At 59.4% G+C, this 20992-nt stretch carries 18 protein-coding genes, 1 rRNA gene, 1 pseudogene and 1 riboswitch; of the genes and pseudogenes, 8 read left to right on the forward strand and 12 right to left on the reverse strand.

Annotation, left to right across the window (positions count from 1 at the left end; all coding sequences use genetic code 11):
• Positions 1–5: 5 nt before the first annotated feature.
• The 6 genes and pseudogenes from ilvN to AXW79_RS04990 all read right to left on the reverse strand — a co-directional run bounded on the left by ilvN (position 6) and on the right by AXW79_RS04990 (position 5159).
• Positions 6–500, reverse strand: coding sequence for an acetolactate synthase small subunit (ilvN, locus tag AXW79_RS04970; RefSeq protein WP_005311605.1), 495 nt, complete (start codon positions 498–500; stop codon positions 6–8).
• Positions 500–2218, reverse strand: coding sequence for an acetolactate synthase 3 large subunit (locus AXW79_RS04975; RefSeq protein ID WP_005311603.1), 1719 nt, complete (start codon positions 2216–2218; stop codon positions 500–502). Before AXW79_RS04975 ends, ilvN begins: the two co-directional genes overlap by 1 nt.
• A 390-nt stretch (positions 2219–2608) precedes the next feature.
• Complete coding sequence (locus AXW79_RS23280; RefSeq protein WP_005311601.1) at positions 2609–2761, reverse strand: hypothetical protein; 153 nt, start codon at positions 2759–2761, stop codon at positions 2609–2611.
• A 36-nt stretch (positions 2762–2797) separates the two neighbouring features.
• Positions 2798–3909 (reverse strand): annotated as a pseudogene (locus AXW79_RS04980) (MJ1255/VC2487 family glycosyltransferase).
• Entirely contained in the window at positions 3906–4409 is a 504-nt protein-coding gene (locus AXW79_RS04985) for a phosphatase PAP2 family protein (RefSeq protein ID WP_005311596.1), read from the reverse strand. Before AXW79_RS04985 ends, AXW79_RS04980 begins: the two are co-directional and overlap by 4 nt.
• Before the next feature lie 126 nt (positions 4410–4535).
• On the reverse strand, positions 4536–5159 hold the full coding sequence (locus AXW79_RS04990) for a TetR/AcrR family transcriptional regulator (protein WP_005311595.1): 624 nt from the start codon (positions 5157–5159) through the stop codon (positions 4536–4538).
• Between the two features lie 407 nt (positions 5160–5566).
• Between AXW79_RS04990 and leuA the strand changes: the two genes are divergently transcribed.
• From leuA to AXW79_RS05015, 5 genes are all read left to right on the forward strand, one after another.
• Complete coding sequence (gene leuA, locus AXW79_RS04995) at positions 5567–7141, forward strand: 2-isopropylmalate synthase (RefSeq protein ID WP_005311593.1); 1575 nt, start codon at positions 5567–5569, stop codon at positions 7139–7141.
• 2 nt (positions 7142–7143) lie between these two features.
• The gene (gene leuB, locus AXW79_RS05000) at positions 7144–8229 is read left to right on the forward strand and encodes a 3-isopropylmalate dehydrogenase (RefSeq protein ID WP_005311590.1); all 1086 of its coding nucleotides are present in this window, start codon (positions 7144–7146) and stop codon (positions 8227–8229) included.
• 32 nt (positions 8230–8261) lie between these two features.
• Complete coding sequence (gene leuC / locus AXW79_RS05005) at positions 8262–9659, forward strand: 3-isopropylmalate dehydratase large subunit (protein ID WP_005311587.1); 1398 nt, start codon at positions 8262–8264, stop codon at positions 9657–9659.
• A 12-nt stretch (positions 9660–9671) separates the two neighbouring features.
• Entirely contained in the window at positions 9672–10271 is a 600-nt protein-coding gene (gene leuD / locus AXW79_RS05010) for a 3-isopropylmalate dehydratase small subunit (RefSeq protein ID WP_005311585.1), read from the forward strand.
• A gap of 145 nt (positions 10272–10416) precedes the next feature.
• On the forward strand, positions 10417–11346 hold the full coding sequence (locus AXW79_RS05015) for a hypothetical protein (RefSeq protein WP_043151389.1): 930 nt from the start codon (positions 10417–10419) through the stop codon (positions 11344–11346).
• Positions 11347–11478: 132 nt separating this feature from the next.
• Here AXW79_RS05015 and AXW79_RS05020 read toward each other — a convergent pair whose 3' ends face one another.
• The gene (locus AXW79_RS05020) at positions 11479–11769 is read right to left on the reverse strand and encodes a PilZ domain-containing protein (RefSeq protein ID WP_005311579.1); all 291 of its coding nucleotides are present in this window, start codon (positions 11767–11769) and stop codon (positions 11479–11481) included.
• A gap of 92 nt (positions 11770–11861) precedes the next feature.
• A riboswitch (TPP riboswitch) is annotated at positions 11862–11952 on the forward strand.
• A gap of 105 nt (positions 11953–12057) precedes the next feature.
• Here AXW79_RS05020 and thiB point away from each other — a divergent pair.
• Genes thiB through thiQ form a run of 3 tightly spaced genes read left to right on the forward strand, consistent with a single transcriptional unit; the run spans position 12058 to position 15324 of the window.
• Positions 12058–13038 carry a thiamine ABC transporter substrate binding subunit gene (gene thiB / locus AXW79_RS05025; RefSeq protein ID WP_005311578.1) on the forward strand — a complete coding sequence of 327 codons (981 nt, stop codon included), beginning with the start codon at positions 12058–12060 and terminating at the stop codon, positions 13036–13038.
• Positions 13035–14642 carry a thiamine/thiamine pyrophosphate ABC transporter permease gene (gene thiP, locus AXW79_RS05030; protein WP_005311576.1) on the forward strand — a complete coding sequence of 536 codons (1608 nt, stop codon included), beginning with the start codon at positions 13035–13037 and terminating at the stop codon, positions 14640–14642. The genes thiB and thiP overlap by 4 nt, the downstream gene beginning before the upstream one ends.
• A complete protein-coding gene (gene thiQ / locus AXW79_RS05035; RefSeq protein ID WP_005311574.1) occupies positions 14629–15324 on the forward strand; it encodes a thiamine ABC transporter ATP-binding protein in 696 nt (231 codons plus the stop codon). The genes thiP and thiQ overlap by 14 nt, the downstream gene beginning before the upstream one ends.
• Before the next feature lie 84 nt (positions 15325–15408).
• Here thiQ and AXW79_RS05040 read toward each other — a convergent pair whose 3' ends face one another.
• From AXW79_RS05040 to rrf, 5 genes are all read right to left on the reverse strand, one after another.
• Positions 15409–16779, reverse strand: coding sequence for a PhoH family protein (locus AXW79_RS05040; protein WP_005311572.1), 1371 nt, complete (start codon positions 16777–16779; stop codon positions 15409–15411).
• Positions 16780–16990: 211 nt separating this feature from the next.
• Complete coding sequence (locus tag AXW79_RS05045) at positions 16991–17674, reverse strand: TSCPD domain-containing protein (protein ID WP_005311570.1); 684 nt, start codon at positions 17672–17674, stop codon at positions 16991–16993.
• A 9-nt stretch (positions 17675–17683) separates the two neighbouring features.
• Complete coding sequence (locus AXW79_RS05050) at positions 17684–19831, reverse strand: adenosylcobalamin-dependent ribonucleoside-diphosphate reductase (protein WP_005311568.1); 2148 nt, start codon at positions 19829–19831, stop codon at positions 17684–17686.
• A gap of 210 nt (positions 19832–20041) precedes the next feature.
• Complete coding sequence (locus AXW79_RS05055) at positions 20042–20491, reverse strand: pullulanase (protein ID WP_011899055.1); 450 nt, start codon at positions 20489–20491, stop codon at positions 20042–20044.
• A 297-nt stretch (positions 20492–20788) separates the two neighbouring features.
• A 5S ribosomal RNA gene (gene rrf, locus AXW79_RS05060) occupies positions 20789–20903 on the reverse strand.
• Positions 20904–20992: the final 89 nt, after the last annotated feature.

Consider the following 20992-nt stretch of genomic DNA (forward strand, 5'->3'; position numbering starts at 1 on the left):
AACAATCAGGGGCGCAGTGCCTTGTCCGCCCGGGAGATACCGCATACCCCGGAACGCACCACCTCGATGATCTCGTTGGTCTGGGCTGCGGTCTTGATGAAGGCGTCCAGCTTCTCGCTGGTGCCCACCAGCTGCACAGTGTACTGCTCCGGGGTCACGTCGACGATCTGGCCACGGAAGATGTCCGCCAGCCGTTTCAGCTCGTCGCGAGCACCACCGGCGGCGCGCGCCTTGACCAGCGCAATCTCCCGCTCGATATGCTCCCCTTCGCTCAGGTCACACACCTTGAGCACGTCCACCAGCTTGTGCAGTTGCTTCTGGATCTGCTCCAGCACCCGCTCGTCACCCATGGTGACGATTGTCATGCGCGACAGGGTGGGATCCTCGGTGGGGGCCACCGTCAGGGTCTCGATGTTGTAGCCGCGCTGGGAGAAGAGACCCACCACACGACTCAGGGCGCCGGACTCGTTCTCCAGCAGAACGGAAATTATATGTCTCATCAGGTTCTCTCCGTCTTGCTCAGCCACATCTCATCCATGGCGCCAAACTTGATCTGCATCGGATAGACGTGCTCATCCGGGTCGACCGAGATATCCATGAACACCAGCCGATCCTTGATGGCGAAGGCCTTCTCCATGGCGCTCTCCAGCTCCGCCGGATCGCTCACCGCGATACCGACGTGGCCGTAGGCTTCCGCCAGCTTGACGAAGTCGGGCAGGGATTCCATGTAGGAGTGGCTGTGGCGACCGCCATAGAACATCTTCTGCCACTGCTTGACCATGCCAAGGGCGCGGTTGTTGATGGAGATGATCTTGATGGGCACACCGTACTGCATGCAGGTGGAGAGCTCCTGAATGTTCATCTGCACCGAACCGTCACCGGTCACGCAGCAGACCACAGCCCCGGGATTGGCAAACTGGGCGCCCATGGCGGCCGGAATACCGAAGCCCATGGTGCCGAGGCCTCCGGAGTTTATCCACTGGCGCGGCTTGGCAAAGGGGTAGTAGAGGGCGGCGAACATCTGGTGCTGGCCCACGTCGGAGGCAACGAATGCCTCCCCCTTGGTCACCTTGTACAGGGTCTCGATCACCTGCTGCGGCTTGATCAGGGTGGGGTGGGTCTCATAGGCCAGGCAGTTGCGGGAACGCCACTGGGCGATCTGGCTCCACCAGTCTGCCAGCGCCTGCTTGTCGTTATCAAAACCGCACTCGCGGATCACTTCCAGCATCTGCTCCAGCACGGTTTCCACCGAGCCGACGATGGGCACATGGGCCTGTACCGTCTTGGAGATGGAAGTGGGATCGATATCGATGTGCACTATGGTGGCATTGGGACAAAACTTGGCCACGTTGTTGGTGACGCGATCATCGAAGCGGGCACCCACGGCAAAAATCAGATCCGCATTGTGCATTGTCTTGTTGGCTTCGAAGGTACCGTGCATCCCCAGCATGCCGACAAACTGCGGATGGGTGCCAGAGAAGGCTCCCAGCCCCATCAGGGTGGTGGTCACCGGCAGGTTCAACAGCTCGGCCAGCTTGGTCACCAGATGATCCGCATTGGCATTGATGGCACCGCCGCCCACGTACATCACAGGGCGCTGCGCATCTACCAGCAATTTGGCGGCCCGCTTGATCTGGCCCTTGTGTCCGGCCTTGGTCGGATTGTAGGAGCGCAGGGAGACCGTCTCGGGATACTGATAGGGAAATTTCTCTTTCGGGTTCTGCACGTCTTTGGGCAGATCCACCACCACAGGCCCCGGGCGGCCGCTGGCGGCAATGTAGTAGGCCTTCTTGATGGCATCGGGAATGTCGCTGGCTTTCTTGCACAGGAAGCTGTGCTTCACCACAGGACGGGAGATGCCGATCATGTCGGTCTCCTGGAATGCATCCTCCCCGATCATGCTGGTCGGTACCTGACCGGACAGGATCACCAAGGGGATGGAGTCCATGTAGGCGGTCGCGATCCCCGTGATGCAGTTGGTCGCGCCAGGACCCGAGGTCACCAGCACTGTGCCCACCTTGCCGGTGGAGCGAGCGTAACCGTCCGCCATATGCACCGCGGCTTGCTCGTGCCGCACCAGGACATGCTCCATCTTGCCGTTTTCAAAGAGAGCGTCATAGATGTCGAGCACTGAGCCACCAGGGTAGCCGAAAACGTGCTCAACTCCCTGATCTTCCAGCGCTCTAACAACCATCTGGGCGCCTGATAACATCTCCATGATAAAGCCCTCCAGGCTTTGCTCCGTTAAGCGAAAGCTATCGACAGTCCGCTGCTTCCCGGCAGCGCCGGCCCCGTGTCTTGTTGTTGTCTGAATACGGGCCAGGCGAGTTCGGTGCCGTCGATAGTAGAAAAATAGGTTTTTTCCATCATTCACCCGAAAAGCGGGTGAAAATCCAACTTAACCCGCTTGCGAACGCTTGTCCACGGCTTTGTCTGACCAGAACAGTCATAAATTTCAAACAGCTATTAACATTCAGTGACTTGGTGAAAAGGGTGGGAACAAAGCGGGGAAGATGGGGGACTGGCTAGCGGATCATGCTGTCACTATGAGAAAAACAAGAAAAAAATAGCCCACCCGTCAGGGTGGGCCGTCGAGCAGAGCACAGACTTACTGTTCGTCTTCCGACTCCGCCAGCCAGATCTGTTGATCCGGATCCGTCTCTTCACAGACCGAGATGCTGACCCCCATGTCCAGCAGCTCGTGCAGTGTCAGATTGTCTGCCAGTGTCATGGTATCGCCGTTTTCATTGGTAAAGCGCATTGTGTCCGTCCTCTCCTTGGTGGGATCCCTTTCAGTCTAGTCAAAGGCGCTCACTTGCGATAACCAAGTGCTGTTTAATGCGCAGCCCCCTTCCAGTTCACTCAAACGATCACACACCTCTTCCGGAAACAGGGTGCGAGCCCACAGTCGGCGCGAGAGTTGTGCCACGCTCTCCTCTGCCCCGGCGGCGAGCCAGCTCGCCAGCTCGCCAGCTCGCCCGCCACATCAGGGTAGAGGATCTGGCCCGGAGCCGACGCATCCAGCCAGGCGCGCACCGCATTGGCATCCAGTCCATCCATCAAGTGGGCCAGCCCCATCAGCTCCAGCGTCTTGCTGTTGGTCAGTTGCTCGAACTGCCCTCCCAGCGGCTTGACCAGCAGCTTCTTGCCAAGGGAAAGCGCCTCCGACGCCAGCTCAAATCCCCCGTTGGTAATGACACCCCGGCAACCTGCCAAAACCTGCTTGAATCCTTCCTGCGGCTCGAAACGTATGTTGCGCCACTGACTGGCGCTGCGAATGGCCGGGTGAAAGCAGACGAAACGCTGTTGATTGAAGCGCGACAAGAGAGCGGCGATGGCTTCAGTCTGTTCAAACGGCAGATAGACCAGGATCTGCTGATTGTCGGGCAGTGCAACGATGGGATCTATGATGGGGGGCAGCAGTGGCTGACCGAAGTGAAACCAGTGCAGTCCGAGGGACTGGCGAACCGGGGCAAAATGACGCATCAGCTGGCGATTGAAGCCGCTCTCGCCCCAACGCGGGATCGGCCAGTCAAAACTGGCCTGATGGCTGATGGTGAGGCTGGGCTTGCCCCAGCGATGGGCCGCGTGAGCACTGAGCGGTTCGAAATCGCTGATCACCAGATCGTAATCGCGACAATCCAGGGCCCGCATATCCCGCCAGAAGCGCAGGGGTGAGAGCCCCTTGAGGGTACGCCAGCCAGAAATGGCCCCCTCATGGCTGACAAAGGTGATGCCGGCAAAGGTACGGTAGTCGCCGAACTCGTCCATCTCGAAGTAACCATCGGCGGGGCGACCGCTGAACAGGTAATCGACCTCCAGCCCTTGCGCTCGCAGTGCGCGAGCCAGGGTACGGCTGCGGCTGATATGACCGTTGCCGGTACCCTGTACGCCAAACAGTATCCTCATCCCTGATGCCAGCTGAGCGCAAGCAGGGCACAGCCACCGCCGAGCAGGGCACCGGCCACCAGATCGCTCAGGTAATGCACCCCGAGCAACAAACGTGACGCCCCCACCAGCGCGGCCCAGACAAACAACAAGGGTGCCCAGAGTGGGAAGCTGGCGGCCAGCACGGTCGCCATCAGAAAGGCGGCAGCGGTATGACCGGAGGGCAGACTGTAACGATCGGAGGGGGTGATGAAAACCGGCAAACCCACCGGCCGCTGGTGTTTCAGCGCATTCTTGAGCAGCAGATAGAGCGGCAATTCGATGGCAAAGGCGAGCAGAGCCACCCCGACCAGTTCACGTTCCGCCTCCCCCTGCCACCAGAGCAGTGTCGCCAGTAGGGCGTAGAGGGGCCCGTCACCGGTGCGGGAGATGAGCCGACTGATCCTGGCCTGTGGCCGGTTGTAGGAGTGGAGCAGGCAGATGCGGCACACCTGCAGGTCCCATTGCTGGATCTTGTTCATAACCCCTCCTTCCCTGAAGTCTCTGTGCAGACTAGGGCAATGGAGTGACACTAAATTGAACAAGGGATAACAGATTTATGAAAAAAGGGCCGAATGGCCCTTTTTTACCGCAAGCGAGGCAAATGATCAGTTCAGGGTGCCGCGCAGGCCGTTTTCCATCAGCCGGCAGTTGTGATCCGCCAGACGGGCCATGAAGTGCTCATCCACGGTCAGACCAAATACCTGCTCGTAGAGATCCTTCATCACGAACGGCTGCCACATCATGCTGAGAAAGGAGATCTTCAGCATCTCGGGATCCAGATTGTCACCCAGCTCGCCATTGTTCTTCATGGACTCCAGCAAGGCATCAAACTGGGGCAGTTGACGTTCCAGCAGACGATTCAGCACAAAATCCCGCCCGGGACTCTTCTCGGTCGATAATGCGCTGGAGATGGCGGAAGTGAGTTCGCTGTTGGGCGCCATCACCTGGTAGTAGGTGTTGAGCAGCTCATTGAGGCTGCGGTTGCCAATCTCGTCTTGCCATGCCTGGTCCAGCGGCTCGGCCACATCGCCCAGCACTGCCTTGTAAAGACCCTCTTTACTGCCGAAGTAATAATGGATCATCGCCAGATTGGAGCCGGCCAGCTCGGCGATCTCGCGGGTAGTGACTTTGCTGTAGGGCGTATTGAGAAAACGCTCACGAGCAGCACAGAGCAACTTGTCACGAATGTCAGAACGTCCGACCGGACGACCAGGTCTGCGTTTTTCCATTGGATACCTCAGATAATTCAGCAAAAACTGATAAGTCAATCTGATTGCATAGATGATCGAGTACAGCAGGAATGACCAGATAATCGGGCAAGGGCCGAATATGGGACAAGTAAATTTGCACTCCTTTACAATCCGATTAAATAAACCAGCGGATTGAACCGGTGAGTCCGGGTTGACACAGCATAAAAATCTCGATATTGGTAACAGCGTTATCGACTGGAAGGATTGAGTCATCATGCATATTGCCGCTCCGCTACTACTACTCTCCCTAATCGCGACCAGTCGCGCGGGATCCTTGTAGCCGGGCTCAGGCATAGCCGGAATTTACAAAAACCCGTGCACCCTGCACGGGTTTTTTTATGCCGCCGCAGGATGCACGTTACCGAACTTAGGAAGAGGGAAGTCACATGTCAGATCGGGTCATCATTTTCGACACCACCTTGCGCGATGGTGAGCAGGCCCTGGCGGCCAGTTTGACCGTCAAGGAGAAGCTGCAGATCGCCCAGGCGCTGGAGCGGCTCGGCGTCGACATCATGGAAGTGGGATTCCCTGTCTCCTCCCCCGGCGATTTTCAATCGGTGCAGACCATAGCCCGCCACATCAAGAACAGCCGGGTCTGCGCCCTCGCCCGCGCCCTGCCCCAGGATATCGACGCCGCCGGTGAAGCCTTGCGGGTCGCAGAAGCTTTTCGCATCCATACCTTTATCTCCACCTCCTCCATTCACGTCGAGAGCAAGCTGAAAAAGAGCTTCGAGGATGTGCTGGAGATGGGGGTCAGCGCCATCAAGCACGCCTTGCGCTACACCGACGATGTAGAGTTCTCCTGCGAGGATGCGGGTCGCACCCCGATTGATAATCTCTGTCGCATGGTGGAAGCGGCCATCAAGGCCGGCGCCCGCACCATCAATATCCCGGATACCGTCGGCTACACGGTACCGACCGAGTTCTCCGGTATCATCCAGACCCTGTTCAACCGGGTGCCCAACATCGACAAGGCCATCATCTCTGTGCACTGCCACGATGACCTGGGACTGTCGGTGGCCAACTCCATCGGCGCCGTGCAGATGGGAGCCCGCCAGATCGAGTGCACCATCAACGGCATCGGCGAGCGGGCCGGCAACTGCTCCCTGGAAGAGGTCGCGATGATCCTGAAAACCCGCGCCGACCTGCTTGGGGTCCATACCAACATCCGCCACAGCGAAATTCATCGCACCAGCGCCCTGGTCAGCCAGCTGTGCAACATGCCGGTGCAGCCGAACAAGGCCATCGTCGGGGCCAACGCCTTCTCCCACAGCTCAGGCATCCATCAGGACGGCGTGCTCAAGGCGAAGAACACCTATGAAATCATCACCCCCGAGAGCATTGGCCTGCCCCAGAACAACCTCAACATGACCTCCCGCTCCGGCCGTCACGTCATCAAGCACAGAATGGAGTCCATGGGTTATGCCGAGAGCAGCTACGATCTCGACCACCTCTACGGCAAGTTCCTGACCCTGGCCGACAAGAAGGGGCAAGTATTCGACTACGACCTGGAGGCGCTGGCCTTCTTCAGCCAAATCCACGAAGAGCCGGAGCACTTCAAGCTGGAGTACCTGGGCGTACAAAGCGGCAGCTCTGTGCTGGCCACCGCCTCGGTCAAATTGAAGGTCGGGCAGGATCTGGTCTGCGAAGCGGCTACCGGCAATGGTCCTGTGGATGCGGTCTACCAGTGCATCAACCGCATCACCGGCTACGAGATCCGCATCGACAAATACGCCCTCAAAGCCAAGGGTGAGGGCAAGAATGCCCTCGGCCAGGTCGATATCGTCGCCGAATACAAGGGACGAAAATTCCACGGCATGGGCCTGGCTACCGATATCATAGAGTCCTCTGCCCAGGCGTTGATCCACGTAATCAACAGCATCTGGCGCGCCGATCAGGTGGCCGAACAGATGGAACGCAACGTCACAAAAACAGACAAGATCAATACGGAGAGTGTGTGAGTATGAGCAGTTATCGGATCGCAGTGTTGCCGGGTGACGGCATTGGCCCGGAAGTGATGGCCGAGGCCGTCAAGGTGCTGGAAAAAGTGCAGGCCAAGTTTGGCTTCTCCCTCGAGTATGATCGCCATGACGTGGGTGGCATCGCCATCGACAACCATGGCACCCCGCTGCCACAAAGCACCATCAAGGGCTGTGAGGCGGCCGATGCCGTGCTGTTTGGCTCCGTAGGTGGCCCCAAATGGGAGCACCTGGCCCCCAACGATCAACCCGAGCGCGGCGCCCTGCTGCCCCTGCGTGCCCACTTCAAGCTGTTCTGCAACCTGCGTCCGGCCCGTATCTACACAGGTCTTGAGCAGTTCTCCCCCCTGCGCGCCGACATCTCGGATCGCGGTTTTGACATCGCCTGCGTGCGGGAGCTGACCGGCGGCATCTACTTCGGCCAGCCCAAGGGGCGCGAGGGAGAAGGGGCGAACGAGAAAGCATTCGACACCGAGGTGTACCATCGCTTCGAAATTGAACGCATCGCCAGGATAGCGTTTGAATCGGCCCGTGTTCGCAAGGCCAAGGTCACCTCCATCGACAAGGCCAACGTGCTCGCCTCCTCCATTCTGTGGCGCGAGGTGGTGACGCAAGTCGCCAAATCCTACCCGGACGTGGCGCTGAACCACATGTACATCGACAACGCCACCATGCAGCTCATCAAGGATCCGTCCCAGTTCGACGTGCTGCTCTGCTCCAACCTGTTTGGCGACATCCTCTCTGACGAGTGCGCCATGATCACCGGCTCCATGGGGTTGCTCCCTTCAGCCAGCCTGAACGAATCCGGTTTTGGCCTGTTCGAACCGGCCGGTGGCTCGGCCCCCGATATTGCCGGCAAGGGGATCGCCAATCCCATCGCCCAGATCCTCTCCGCCGCCCTGATGCTGCGCTACAGCCTGGGACAGGAAGCCGCCGCTCAAGCCATCGAGCAAGCCGTAGCCCAGACATTGGCAGAGGGATACTTCACCGCCGACCTGCATCAGGCAGATGCTCGCCATCCGGTGCAGAGTACCGCCGACATGGGCACCCAGATCGCCGCACGGATCTGAGCCACCCAGCACATAACAAGGAATACAGAGCAATGGCCAAAACCCTTTATCAGAAAGTATTCGACGCCCACGTGGTACGCGAAGTGGACGGCGAAACGCCGCTCATCTACATCGACCGCCACCTGGTACACGAAGTGACCAGCCCGCAGGCGTTCGATGGCCTGCGCGCCATGAACCGCCCGCTGCGTCGCCCGGATCTGACCTGGGCCACCATGGATCACAACGTCTCCACCACCACCAAGGACATCGCCGCCTCCGGCGAGATGGCCCGCATCCAGATGGAGACGCTCGCCGACAACTGCAAGGAGTTCGGTGTTCGCCTCTACGATCTCAACCACAAGTATCAGGGGATCGTCCATGTGATGGGCCCCGAGCTCGGCATCACATTGCCCGGCACCACCATCGTCTGCGGCGACTCCCACACCGCCACCCACGGTGCCTTCGGTTCCCTGGCCTTCGGTATCGGCACCTCCGAAGTGGAACATGTGATGGCCACCCAGACCCTGAAACAGGGCCGCGCCAAGACAATGCGCATTTCGGTCAACGGCAAGCTGGCGGAGGGCATCAGCGCCAAGGACGTGGTGCTGGCCATCATCGGCCAGGTTGGCCATGCCGGTGGTACCGGCTACGTGGTGGAATTCGCTGGCGAGGCCATTGCGGGCCTCTCCATGGAAGGGCGGATGACGGTGTGCAACATGGCCATCGAGCTGGGTGCCAAGGCGGGCATGATAGCCCCCGACCAGACCACCATCGACTACATCCGTGGCAAGGAGTTCGCCCCCAAGGGTGAATCACTGGATCAGGCCATCGCCTACTGGCTGAGCCTCAAGAGCGACCAGGGCGCCCACTTCGATGCCGAAGTGATCCTCGACGCCGCCGATATCGCCCCGCAGGTCACCTGGGGTACCAACCCGGGCCAGGTGATTGCCGTCAATGAACCGATCCCGGCACCGGAATCCTTCAGCGATCTGATGGAGCAGCAATCCGCCCGCAAGGCGCTCGCCTACATGGACCTGCAACCGGGCCAGAAGCTCACCGATGTCGCCATCGACAAGGTGTTCATCGGTTCTTGTACCAACAGCCGCATCGAGGATCTGCGTGCCGCCGCCGCCATCGCCCGTGGCCGCAAAGTCGCCGCTGGCGTACAAGCGCTGGTGGTACCGGGCTCCGAACAGGTGAAGGCCCAGGCTGAAGCCGAGGGTCTGGACAAGATCTTCCTCGAGGCGGGTTTTGAATGGCGTCTGCCCGGCTGTTCCATGTGTCTGGCCATGAACAACGACCGGCTGCAACCGGGGGAGCGCTGCGCCTCCACCAGCAACCGCAACTTCGAAGGGCGTCAGGGCCGTGCCGGCCGCACCCATCTGGTGAGCCCGGCCATGGCCGCCGCCGCCGCCGTCACCGGTCGCTTTGCCGACATTCGCGCACTGTAAGAGGAAATAGCGATGACAGGATTCAAACAACATAAAGGGATCGCCGTTCCCCTCGACAGCGCCAACGTCGACACCGACGCCATCATTCCCAAGCAGTTTTTGCAGAAGGTCAACCGCATCGGTTTTGGCAAGCACCTGTTCCACGACTGGCGCTTTCTCGATGATGCGGGTCAGCAGCCCAATCCCGAGTTCGTGCTCAACCAGCCGCGCTATGCCGGTGCCAGCATCTTGCTGGCCCGGGAAAACTTTGGCTGCGGTTCGAGCCGTGAGCACGCCCCCTGGGCACTGGCGGATTACGGCTTCAAAACCCTGATCGCCTCAAGCTTTGCCGATATCTTCTATGGCAACGCCATCAACAACGGCCTGGTACCGGTGCGGTTGAAAGAAGAGGAGGTGGATCTCCTGTTCCAGCTGGTTGCCACACAGCCGGGCATCGAAATCGAGGTGGATCTGGAAGCCAATCAGGTGCGTGCCGGCGAGCTCAGTTTTGGTTTCGAGATCGACGAGTTTCGTCGCTATTGCCTGCTCAACGGACTGGATGCCATCGGTCTGACCCTGCAGCACGAGGCCACCATCAGCGCCTTCGAAGCAAAGCAGCCAAGCTGGATCTGAACTGATCGCATCCCCTTGTAACAAGACGCGGCCATCAAAAATAAAGCGAGTAGAATCAACAGGGAGCCTTGGCTCCCTGTTTTATTATCCCGCCGCCATGGGCGCCGATAGCGGGCTATCACGACACCACCGACAGGAAAGGATAATGAAGAGACCGACGGCTATCCCCCTGCTTTTCAGCTTGTTGTTCGCGCTTTCGGCAAGTGCCGGGCAGACCTATTTCAACAGCAACGGCGGTCAACTCAACGTCGGCTGGCAAGACAAGGAGGGCAAAGCCCAGCAGCTCAGCTATCGGCTGGACGCCGGCAAGTTGCCGCCGCTCATCGCCTATCGCCCTGCCCGTATGCAGGAGGACGTGTTGCAGAGCCTGCTGCAACAGGCCGGCACCGAATTTCCCGAGGTGCAATTCACCCTCTCCCGCCCCGATATGAAGCTGCACCTGAAGAGCCGCAATCAGGACAAAGCCCGGGAGGCTATGGCCTGGGCCACCCGCCAGCGCAGCAAGCTGGAGGCACAATGGCTCATGCAGCACTACTTCCAGCCCTTCACCCCGCCCGACGGCGGCCCAGCCATCAAGCAGGATCATGTACGCATCGCGCTGGAAAGCCGGGCCGAGCTGGCCCCGCTGGCCGAACAACTCAAACAGAAGGGCGCTACCGAGACGGAGGCTCGCCAGAAGACGGTGGCTCATATGCTCGACTTCATCCAGGCCATCCCCTACCAGCTGCTCGACAGCCAGTCAGGACGCTCGGGCAAGGGCTTCTTGAGCCCCCGTCAGGTGTTGGAGCAGAACCGGGGGGATTGCGACAGCAAAGTTACCCTGATGGCGGCCATGCTGGCCCAGCTCTTTCCTGAATTGAAACAGGCCATGGTGTTCGTGCCGGGGCATGCTCTGCTGGGTGTCGCCCTGCCAGCCAAACCGGGCGACGAGACATTGATGTGGGAAGGCGAAAGCTATCTGTTGCTGGAACCGACCGGCCCGGGCCAGTTTGCGATGGGGCAAATAGCATCGACCAGCAAGACGCTGATCGATAGCAAGCAACTGAACGTTAAGCCAGTTCAGGCCAGGGAATAAACACGAGTCGGGTCACTCGGGTAAAGATCGATAACAAGCAGCCAAGTGGGCAACCCAAGGATTTAACTGGTGGCCAAATAGCATCGACCAGCAAGCGCTGGTCGATCGCAGGCAATGGCGTTTTCAGCCGGTTCAGGCCTGGGATTGAAACTCGATGGCGAGCAGCAGGCCATCCTCCTCCTCCAGCACCCGAATGATGCGGGCCAGGGCCTCGAACGGCGGCAACAGGTTGTTGTTGGTGGCCAGACTGACCCGGATGGGCTGGCTGACATCGAGCTGATGCTCGGCGACGGCAATCCCCATGCCATTGGCGCTGAGATCCCGACAGACCCCCTCCAGCACTTGCTGTTGCTGAAAGACGGTGACGGGGGCGTTGATTATCATGCGCTGGAAGGCGCGTCTTTCCTTGGTACTGGTGATCACGCGAACATCCTCTGTTATGCCGAAGCCATCTCGATGGCCCGCAGGAACAATTGTGCTGGCCTCCCCCCAAGAACGTTAATACAATGCGGTTCGTTTCTCAAACGGGGTGCGGTTTACCGCTGAGATTATACCCGTGAACCTGATCCAGATAATGCTGGCGGAGGAATTTGAGGCATGGCGCTCATTTTTTGCGCTCTCATCCGCTGGCACCTCATGACTCATAGCAAGAAGTGCCATTGATGACATTTCCTCAGTTGGCACTTCACTACTAACAGGGAGTGCCGCTTGATGAAAACCCTGCTGCTGGTTGCCACCAGCCTGCTCAGTACCCAGGCCTTCGCGGCTGACACCCTCACCGTTTATACCTACAGCTCCTTCACCGCCAAATGGGGACCCGGTCCCAAGATCAAGCAGGCATTCGAGAAAGAGTGCGGTTGCAACCTCAATCTTGTGGCGCTGGAAGATGGCGTCGCCATCCTCAACCGGCTGCGGCTGGAAGGCAAACACAGCAAGGCCGATCTGGTGCTGGGGCTTGATGATGCCCTCATCAGCGAAGCCAAGCAGAGCGGCCTGTTCGCCCCGCACACGACCAAGCTCGATGGCATCAAGGTGCCGGGCGGCTGGCAGGATGACACCTTCGTCCCCTATGACTACGGCTACTTCGCCTTCGTCTACAACAAGGACAAACTCAAAGCGCCCCCCAAGAGCCTGAAAGAGCTGGTAGAACGCCCGGATCTCAAGGTGATCTATCAGGATCCCCGCACATCTACCCCGGGTCAGGGGCTGATGCTGTGGATGAAGTCCATTTATGGCGAGCAGGCGCCTGCCGCCTGGACCGAGCTTGCCAAGAAGACGGTCACTGTGACCAAGGGCTGGTCCGAAGCCTATGGCATGTTCCTCGATGGGGAAGCGGACATGGTACTCTCCTACACCAGCTCCCCCGCCTATCACCTGATTGCCGAGAACAAGCCCCAGTATCAGGCCGCCGCCTTCGAAGAGGGGCACTACCGTCAGGTGGAAGTGGCCGCCAAGCTGAAAAGCGCCAAACAGGGCAAGCTGGCCGACCAGTTTCTGCAGTTCATGATAAGCCCCGCCTTCCAGCAGGAGATCCCTGCCGGCAACTGGATGTATCCGGTGACAGATGCGCCGCTGCCCAAGGGCTTCGAGCAGATGATCACAGTCAGCAAGCCGCTGAGTTTCACCAGCGATGAGGTGGCCGCCAATCGCAAGAACTGGATCCGCGAGTGGCTGCAAGCCGTCACCCAGTGAGCACCAGCGTTCGTCCCCTCTGGTGGCTGCCGGGTAGCGCAGCCACCCTGTTGATCCTGCTGTTGTCCCTGGGGCCGCTCGTCGCCCTGCTGTGGCAGGCCGGTTCGCTGGCCCCCCGCACCCTGCTGGCCGATCCCTATCTGCGCCATGTGCTGGGCTTCAGCCTGGGGCAGGCGCTGCTCTCCACCCTGCTGAGCTTAGGTGTAGCCATTCCGGTGGCAAGAGCGCTGGCGCGGCGCCGCTTCATTGGTCGACTCCTGCTGCTCAAGCTGTTTGGGCTCTCCCTGGTGCTGCCAGTCATCATCGCCATCTTCGGCATAGTGGCGGTTCACGGCAAACAAGGCTGGCTATCGCAGCTGCTGCGCGGCCTGGGGCTGGATCCCGGCAACTACCTGTACGGCCTGTTTGGCATACTGCTGGCCCACGTCTTCTTCAACATGCCGCTGGCGGCGCGCCTCATGCTGCAGAGCATAGAGAGCATCCCCGAATCGAGCTGGCGTCTCGCCAGTCAGTTGGGCATGCGCTCCTCCCACATCTTCCGGCTGCTGGAGTGGCCGCTCATTCGCGGCATACTGCCGGGGCTTGCCAGCCTCATTTTCATGCTCTGCTTCACCAGCTTCACCACTGTGCTGGCGCTGGGGGGCGGACCCAGGTCCACCACGCTGGAGGTGGCCGTCTATCAGGCGCTGCGCTTTGATTTCGACCTCGCTACCGCCGGCGGCCTGGCGCTGGTGCAGTTGATCCTGACCGCCACCCTGCTCCTGCTGCAACACAAGCTGCAGACCACACCGGCCAGCCGGATCAGCAGCCATCGCCCCTGTCTTCGACCGGATCGCCATCAACCGGGGACCGTGCTGGTGGATGCCGTGGCGCTCTGCACCGGGCTCGCCATCTTCCTGCCGCCTCTGCTGGCAATCCTGGTGGCCGGTTTCAATCCCGGCCTGCTGACGGCGCTGGCCTCGGCGCAGCTGTGGCAGGCCAGCGGCCAGTCGCTGCTGATCGCGCTGGCGGCGGGCACCCTGGCCACCCTGCTCGGCAGCGGCCTGCTGCTCACCAGCCGTCACCTCAAGGTACGCACCCGTCAGCGGCGTGCCGCAGCCCTGTGGGAAGCCAGTGGATCCATGATCCTGATGATACCGGCGGTGGTGCTCTCCACTGGCCTCTTCATCATGTTCATGCCCTTTACCGATGTCTTTGCCCTCGGCCCCTGGCTAGTGGTACTGGTCAACGCCCTGATGGCGCTGCCCTATGTGCTGCGCACCCTCTCAGCCCCCATGCAGCTGGTGGTGCGCCAGTACGATAGACTGGCCGACAGCCTGGGGGTGCGCGGTCTGCATCGCCTGCGGCTGGTGGAGTGGCCCCTGCTGCGCCGCCCGCTGGCACTGGCGATGGCGCTCTCGATGATACTGTCGCTCGGGGATCTCGGCGCCATCGCCATGTTTGGCAGCCAGGAGCTCACCACCCTGCCCTGGCTGCTCTATCAGCAGCTCGGCAGTTACCGGCTGACCGAGGCGGCCGCCACCGCACTGCTGCTGCTCACGCTCTGTTTTTCCCTGTTCTGGCTGGTAGAACGCGGGCTTGGAGGAAAAAATGCTGAACATTGATGGGCTGGTCACCAGCTACCCCGATTGGCGAGTCAGCTTCAGCGCGACCCTGCCCAAGGGAGAGATCACCGCGCTGATAGGGCCAAGCGGGGCGGGCAAGTCGACCCTGCTTGGCATGATCGCCGGTTTCGTGCCGGTGGAGTCAGGCACCCTCAGCTTCGACGGCGAAGATCTGCTGCCGCTGGGGCCTGCCGAGCGGCCGGTCACTACCCTGTTTCAGGATCACAACCTCTTCCTGCACCTGTCGGTGTTCGACAATATCGCCATCGGTCTGCCCCCGGGCCTGCGTTTGAGCCCGGCTCAGCAGGCGCAGGTGAAACAGGCCGCAGAGCGGGTCGGCCTTGGCGACATGCTGGCACGGCTGCCGGAGCAGCTCTCCGGCGGCCAGCAACAGCGGGTCGGGCTGGCGCGCGCCTTGGTGCGTGGCAAGCCCTTGCTGCTGCTGGATGAGCCTTTCTCGGCGCTCGATCCCGCCCTGCGCCGGGAGATGCTGGCGGAGGTGGCCAGGCTTGCCTGCGAGCAGGGCATCACTGTGCTGATGGTCTCTCACAATCCGGAAGATGCGCAACTCATCGCCGATCAGGTGCTGTTCGTCGATGAGGGCCGCATCGCCCTGCAGGGCACACCCGATATACTGCAAAACAGCGATCATCCCGGCCTGCTGCGCTACCTTGGGCAATGACCCCGGGACGCTTAACCGGCGATGGGATCAAAAAAGGGGAAGCCGCTTGGCTTCCCCTTTTTCATATGAAGATAGTCAGTTAAATCAGAGGTTTTCCTCAGCGAAGGAGGCGAGCTTGCTGCGCACCACCCCGTTCAGGAAGATGTTGGCACTGCCGTCGAAACCCTTGAAACGCTCGACTATGTAGGTCAGACCCGAGGTCACCGGACTCAGGTAGTTGGAGTCGATCTGGGCCAGGTTGCCGGAGCAGACGATCTTGGTCCCCTCGCCGCAACGGGTGATGATGGTCTTGATCTGGGACGCGGTCAGGTTCTGGCACTCGTCCAGCAGCACGAAGGTGTTCTGGATGCTGCGCCCGCGCATGAAGTTGACCGATTTGAACTGGATGTTGGCCTTCTCCATGATGTAGCTCAGCGAGCCGCTCATGTTCTCGTCCTGCTTGTGCAGCACCTCCAGGGTATCTGTCACCGCCGCCAGCCAGGGCATCATCTTCTCTTCTTCGGTGCCGGGCAGGAAGCCGATGCTCTCGGCGATTTCCGGGGTATTGCGGGTGACGATGACTTTCTCGTAAATCCCCTTCTCAATCACCAGCTCCAGTGCGGCAGCCATGGCCAGCAAGGTCTTGCCGCAACCGGCCGGGCCGGTCAGGATCACCAGATAGATGTGCGGATCGAGCAGGGCATCCAGCGCCATGCCCTGATAGACGTTCTTGGGATGGACACCCCAGGCCTTGCGTGACATCAGCCGCTCACGGCCCAGATCCTTGATGCGGATCTTGTGGCCATCGTTGCTCAATACCCGGGCGGCGAAGAAGTTCTCCTCGTCGAGCAGGTACTGATTGACGTGTACTCCCTCGAGCAAGTTCGAGTCGATCACATGGACGGTATCGCGGCCATGGGTCTCGCTGTCACACTCGCCGACCCGCTCCCAGAAACTGCCGGGCACCACCTGAAAGCCTTTGGCCAGCAGACGGATATCGTCGATCAGCTGGTCGCTGCGATAATCCTCGACGTGCGCCAACCCGGCCCCCTTGGCCTTGAGGCGCATGTTGATGTCCTTGGTCACCAGCACCACCTGGCGTTTCATCTCATGCTTTTGCAGATAGAGGGCCGCGTTGATGATGCGGTTGTCCGCCTCCTTGTCGGTGAACACCTCGGCATCCTGGGGCAGATGGTGGTCACTGAAGATACAGATATTGCCGCTCGCCTCACCCGCCAGCGGTACGCCCTGGGTGATCTGCTCCGGCGTTGCATCGCGAAACACGTCTTCCAGCGCACGAATGGCCACCCGCGCATCGCGGCTGACATCCTTGTGGCGATCCTTGATGTTGTCGAGCTCTTCCAGCACCGTCATGGGGATGAGCACGTCGTGCTCTTTGAAGGAGTAGATGGCGAGGGGTTCGTGAAGCAGAACATTGGTATCCAGGATAAACAGCTTTCGGTCCGTATTGTCCATAAGCATCCTCCTTGGCACTGAAGGTGCCACGTGTGTGAATCTCAGATGTCATTGAAACCACACGAGCGTGACAGTTTTATTACCCCCAACGCTACGCCCGATTTTACTATCGTGCAACAAATCGCTTGAGCGGCAGGATCGTTCGAACAGAAAAGCAGCAATAAAAAAGACCGGCTCTGTGGCCGGTCTTGTTCAAGTGCTCAGTGGCTTGTCAGCCACACTTGGAGTCACCGCAGTTGAGACAGGTCATGCAGCCATCCTTTTGCACCAGCGCCTTGGTATTGCACTTGTAGCAGAGTGCCGCACTGGCCGGGAAACCACTGCCGGCCTGCTGTTCTTCGGCCTGCTGTGGGAGCTGCAATTCAGCCTGTTTCTCGGCCAGAAATGCCTGCTGATGCTCATCCAGCCCCGGCAGCTTGATCATGCCGATCTCAGTGAGATGGGTCTCGATCACGTTTCCAATTTCGGCGATAAGGGAGGGAACATACTTGCCCTTGTTCCAATAGCCGCCCTTGGGATCGAACACGGATCTCAGCTCCTCCACCAGGAAAGTGACATCCCCGCCCTTGCGAAACACCGCCGAGATGATGCGGGTCAGCGCCACTATCCACTGATAGTGTTCCAGACTCTTGGAGTTGATGAAGATCTCGAACGGGCGACGGGTCTCGTGAACCGTGCCCTCGTTGAGAATGATGTCGTTGATGGTGATGAACAGCGAGTGCTCGGAGACATGCTCCGGCGTCTTCAGCTTGTAGGTGGTGCCCATCAGCCGCTCCGGGCGCAGCACCGTCTCGTGCATGTGCACCACGTCATCCTGCGGGGCCAGATCTTCCTGCGGCTCATCCCGGGTTTTCACCTTGTAGGCGACGATTTTCTTGTCGATCTTCTTGACCATAATCTGTTCTCAGAATTTACCGTAATAGCCTTCTTTCAAGGCGTCATAGAGGTTGGCGGCAGTGTGCAGCTCGCCATCGTATTCGATCTCTTCGTTCCCCTTGACGGAGATGACGGAGCCATCCTCCAGGGTGAACTCGTACTGAGTGTTCTCCAGATCCTTCTCCTTAACCAGCACGCCCTGGAAGGCCTCAGGATTGAAGCGGAAGGTGGTGCAGCCCTTGAGCCCCGAGTCCGAGGCATACATGTAGATGTCCTTGAACTGCTCGAACGGGAAATCGGTCGGCACGTTGGCAGTCTTGGAGATGGAGGAATCAATCCAGCGCTGGGCCGCTGCCTGAATATCCACGTGCTGGGCCGGGCTGATGTCGTCGGCCGTGATGAAGTAGCCCGGCAGGCGGCTGGCGTCATCCTCCGAGTAAGGCATTGCGCCGGCGTTGACCAGCTCGCGGTAGGCGAGCAGCTCGAACGAGTAGACATCCACGCTCTCCTTGCTCTTCTTGCCTGGCTTGATGACGTTGCGGCTGTAGTGATGGGCAAAGCTCGGCTCGATACCGTTGCTGGCGTTGTTGGCCAGCGACAAGGAGATGGTACCGGTCGGCGCTATGCTGCTGTGGTGGGTGAAACGCCCCCCTACCTCGGCCAGCTCGGCCACCAGGGCGGGATCCACCTCGGCCACCTGCTGCATGTAGCGGCTGTAGCGCGCATGCAGCACCTTGCCCTTCACCTTGTCGCCCAGCTTGATGCCATCGGCCGCCATTTCGGGGTGCAGACGCAGCATCTTGCCGGTTACCTCGAACTCCTGCTCCATGATGGGGGCAACCCCCTTCTCTTTCGCAAGACGCAGGGACTCCTGCCAGCCAGTCATGGCCAGCTCCTGGGATACCTGCTCGGTGAAGGCGACGGAGGCGGCTGAGCCATATTTTATCTGCAGCATGGTGAGGGTCGAGCCAAGGCCGAGGAAGCCCATGCCGTGACGGCGCTTGGCTGTGATCTCCTCGCGCTGCTTGGCCAGCGGCAGCTGGTTGATCTCCACCACGTTGTCCAGCATGCGGGTGAAGATGGCCACCACCTTGCGAAACCCCTGCCAGTCGAAGGCAGCCTGTTCAGTAAAGGGATCGCGCACAAACCGGGTCAGATTGACCGACCCCAGCAGGCAGGCACCGTAGGGGGGCAAGGGCTGCTCACCGCAGGGGTTGGTCGCGCGGATCTCTTCACAGAACCAGTTGTTGTTCATCTGATTGACCTTGTCGATCAGGATGAAGCCGGGCTCTGCATAGTCGTAGGTGGAGGTCATGATGACGTTCCACAGCTTGCGGGCAGGCATGGTCTTGTAGACCTTGCAGGCCACCTGCCCCAGCGCGTTGATGACCACCCCTTCCTTGTTGGGCCAGTCGGCCCAGAACACCACTTCGGGATCGTCCAGCCCAATACCGTCCTGCTCCACCTCTTTGGCCGTGTAGGGGAAGATCAGCGACCAGGGAGCATCCTCTTTCACCGCCTTGACGAAATCCTCGGTGATGAGCAGGGAGAGGTTGAACTGACGCAAGCGGCCATCTTCCCGCTTGGCCTGGATGAATTCGATCACATCGGGATGACGGATATCCATGGTGCCCATCTGGGCGCCGCGGCGACCGCCGGCTGACGAGACGGTGAAACACATCTTGTCATAGATATCCATAAAGGAGAGCGGGCCCGAGGTATAGGCACCGGCACCCGAGACGAAGGCGCCGCGCGGGCGCAGGGTCGAGAAATCATAACCGATGCCGCAGCCGGCCTTCAGGGTCAGGCCGGCCTCGTGCACCTTGCCGAGGATATCGTCCATCGAATCTTCGATGGTACCGGAGACGGTACAGTTGATGGTTGAAGTGGCCGGCTTGTGCTCGAAGGCACCCGCGTTGGAGGTGATACGCCCCGCCGGAATGGCGCCGTTGCGCAGCGCCCACAGGAAGGGCTCATACCAGGCATCAGGCTCGCGCTCCTGCTCGGCCAGGGCGCGGGCAACCCGCTGGTAGGTCTCGTCGATAGAGCCATCTATGGGGGCCCCATCCTTGCTCTTGAGACGATACTTGCTGTCCCAGATCTCGAGGGACGTTTCCTGCAGGGGGATGAGGCGGGAGCCGAGTTCACTCTCCAGCACCGGGTTGGATTTAGCCATTTTCAATCAACCTTATGTGAATGCATCAACGTCATGACAGCGATAAAAACACAACTAATAGTGACACTTACAAAAAATAACACAATATATAGTATAACCACTGCCATGAGGGTGCCGATTCTATCCTAAAAAAATGCCCCAGCCAGCAGGTTTCTGGGCCGAGGCATTTAACTGATTCATTTCCTGAAAGATTTAGCGATCAGGAAGCACTCAGGGTTTCTTGACGTACACGGTCGGTGTCTCGCCAGCCATATTCAGATAGAACTCATAGACCCCATCCGCATCCGGCGAGAACTTCATGTCCTCATACTTGGAGCAGGGGTTGACCGGCACGGCTTCCCCACCCAGCACGGCGACACCGTCACTCGGGCTCTTGTAACCAAAGTTGGTGCCACAGCTCCAGCCCGAGTCGGCAAACTTGAACTTGTAGGGAGCCCACTCTTTCTTGAGCGTGCCTTTGACCATGTAAAGCTTGTCAGCAACCTTGACCACCTTGCTCGCATCGGTTGCCATCCAGTCGTTCATTTCCCCACGCAGGTAGATGGACTTGCCACCGAAATCGCTGTTGTCTGCCGCCTGTTCTGCACCACCATGGGATGCGCAACCGCCTAATACCAGGGTTCCCGCCGCCAGCATCATCGTTACTGTTCTTTTGAACATGTGTCCATTCCTCAAATTATTGTGATTCCTTGGCCCATCGAACGTGAGCAGACGAATTAAAGCAGAGCGGGCATCACAAGAAAGGTAGAGGCATCACATTCTGTGTTTTTTATATCCAACCAGTGGTATAAATGGATGAGTTTCGAGCGAAACGATGCAAAAAATGCGGGACAAGATACGGGGAGGGAATCGAACAAAAGCCTCATAAGGGGGCTATCACATGACGATGAGTGCCAAAGACTCAAATTTCAGGTAATAAAAAACCCCGCTCATCGAGCGGGGGTTTTCGTGTTGGGTGCCTGGCAGTGTCCTACTCTCACATGGCGAATGCCACACTACCATCGGCGCTACCGCGTTTCACTTCTGAGTTCGGCATGGGATCAGGTGGTTCCACGGCGCTATGGCCGCCAGGCAAATTACTTCAATCTAAGAAAGCTGACGTGAATAACAACTGTCACCTTAGGTGGTGGTCGCTATCACTGAATTAGGTAGTAGTTCTTC

This window comes from Aeromonas salmonicida subsp. salmonicida (genome assembly GCF_001643305.1).
GTDB lineage: Bacteria > Pseudomonadota > Gammaproteobacteria > Enterobacterales > Aeromonadaceae > Aeromonas > Aeromonas salmonicida.